The 2,356-nt window shown below is 40.4% G+C and carries 2 protein-coding genes; both read left to right on the top strand.

Annotated elements, in window-relative coordinates; genetic code table 11:
- Positions 1 to 1,471 (top strand): SusC/RagA family TonB-linked outer membrane protein (locus AC1DPZ_RS25665; RefSeq protein WP_477408834.1); only part of this gene is annotated, 1,471 nt, incomplete at its 5' end.
- A gap of 18 nt (positions 1,472 to 1,489) precedes the next feature.
- Positions 1,490 to 2,356, top strand: an 867-nt coding sequence (locus AC1DPZ_RS25660) for a RagB/SusD family nutrient uptake outer membrane protein (protein ID WP_477408830.1), incomplete at its 3' end; no start/stop codon positions are given.

The raw sequence follows: 2,356 nt of genomic DNA, 5'->3' as shown, positions 1-2,356 counted from the left end.
CACTTTAGATGCAACACTCGGAACAAGTTATGAATACGCCAATAAAAAGGGGAATGACATTCAAGGCCAACAGTTCCCTTCTGATGCTTACAAGCAAATAATTGATGCCGCTGTAAAATCGGGAGGCTATTCAAAACAGGAAGAATATAGCTTTGTTTCTTATTTTGCAAGAGCCAACTACGCTTATAAAAGTAAATATCTTTTATCGGTTAGCGGCCGTACCGATGCATCGTCAAGATTCAGCGCAACTCATAAATATGCTTTCTTCCCGGCAGGATCTGTAGGTTGGGTGCTTAGCCAGGAGGATTTTTTAAAGAACTCAAATACTATCAGTAATTTAAAATTGAAAGCCAGTTACGGTTTAATAGGTAATGCCGAAATAGATCCTTATGCATCATTAGGATTGTTTTATGGGGATGCGGGTTATAATGGGGTGCCGGGGCAACGTACTTATCAGATAGCTAATCCTAACCTTACCTGGGAAAGTACCAAACAGTTTGACGCTGGTATTGAATTAGGGTTCTTTAGTAACCGTTTGAATGCCACCTTCGATTATTATCGCAAAAATACAACAGGTTTATTACTTAATGTAAATGTACCTCAAACTACAGGTTTCCCATCACAGCTTCAAAACAAGGGCAAGCTGTACAATGAGGGTTACGAGGTAACCATATCTTCAGATAACTTTGTGGGAAAGTTTAAATGGTCGACCGCATTTAACATTGCTTATAATAAAAACGTAGTAACTGATGTAGGCGGATTAATTATTGGCACCAACGATTTAAACAGGGTTATTGAAGGCCAGCCAATAGGTGTATTTTATGGGCCCGAATATGCAGGTGTTGATCCTGCTAATGGCGATGCTTTGTATTATACCAATACCAAGAATGCTAATGGTAGCTACGATCGTACCAAAACCAATGATTACAATGCTGCCCAAAGCGTTGTATTGGGTAGCCCAACGCCAAAATTCACAGGTGGCATCACCAACAACTTCTCTTATAAAGGTTTCGACCTTGCAGTTACCTTCCAGGGATCTTTTGGCAATAAAATTTATAATGGCGGCGGCCAATATATGAGTGCCAATGCAAGTAATGGTTTTGATAACCAAACGCTTGATCAGCTGACATACTGGAATAAACCAGGTGACATAACGAATGTGCCAGAGCCACGTTTGTTTTACGCAAACGGAACCAATGCCTCAAGCCGTTACCTGTCTGGCGGTTCATATGTGCGTTGTAAAACAGTTTCATTAGGGTATAATATTCCAAAAGATATTCTGTCAAAAATAAAACTGGATAGGGCAAGGGTATTTGTTAACGCCTACAACCTGTTCCTTATAACTAAATATGAAGGATGGGATCCTGAGGTAAACGCCGATTACCAGGCAAGTAACATCAACCTTGGTGTTGATTTTTACTCGGCCCCGCAGCCACGTACAATTACTTTTGGTGTAAACATAGGATTGTAATTATTAATAATTATGAAGATGAAAAAATTTAGATCACATATAAAATATATCACAGCTTTTGGTATCCTGATTACGTTGGGAGCTTGTAAAAAGCAATTGGACTTAAAGCCATATGACCAGATAGATGGAAGTCAGGCTATCCTTACTGAAACAGATGTGCAAAGCACGCTTATAGGTGCATATAACCGTGCAGGGAACTCATATGTATATGGCGGCGACATATTTTTGATGCCAGATTTGATGGCCACTCAAAATGTGTTTGATTGGGCGGGTACTTATCAGGATCTTACCCAGATGGTTAGTCAGCAAATACCAACCAATAATGGGTTTGTGAATCTTTTGTGGCTTAACGCATACAGGATAAATAACCAGGCCAATTATGTACTGGCTAATTTGGATAAAGTAACGGCTGCCAATAAAAACTCAGTTGAAGGCCAGGCAAAATTCCTTCGCGGAATGATGTACTTTGATATGGCCCGACTATTTGGTAAGGCATGGAATGATGGGGCCCCTACCACAAATTTGGCCGTACCAATTGTGCTTAAACCAACATCAGTTATAGATGCCGATTCATACCCGGCCAGGTCAACAGTTGCCCAGGTTTATGCCCAGGCAATATCCGATCTTAAAGATGCAGAGACGAAACTTGGTACCGGGGTTAGCTTTTATGCCAATACCTATTCGGCATCAGCCATATTGGCCAGGTTGTATCTGCAACAAGGTGATTGGGTCAATGCAGCAACAGAAGCAAATAAAGTAATTGCGGGTGGTAAATATAGTCTGGTGAGTAATTATGCAGATGAATTTCCTTTCCCTAATCAAAATGCAGTGCATGTTGATAATACATCCGAAGATATATTTTCGATTCAGGTTACTTCACAGCAG

Source organism: Mucilaginibacter sp. P4_G9 (genome assembly GCF_056400985.1).
This window is presented reverse-complemented; position numbering and strand designations above follow the sequence as displayed.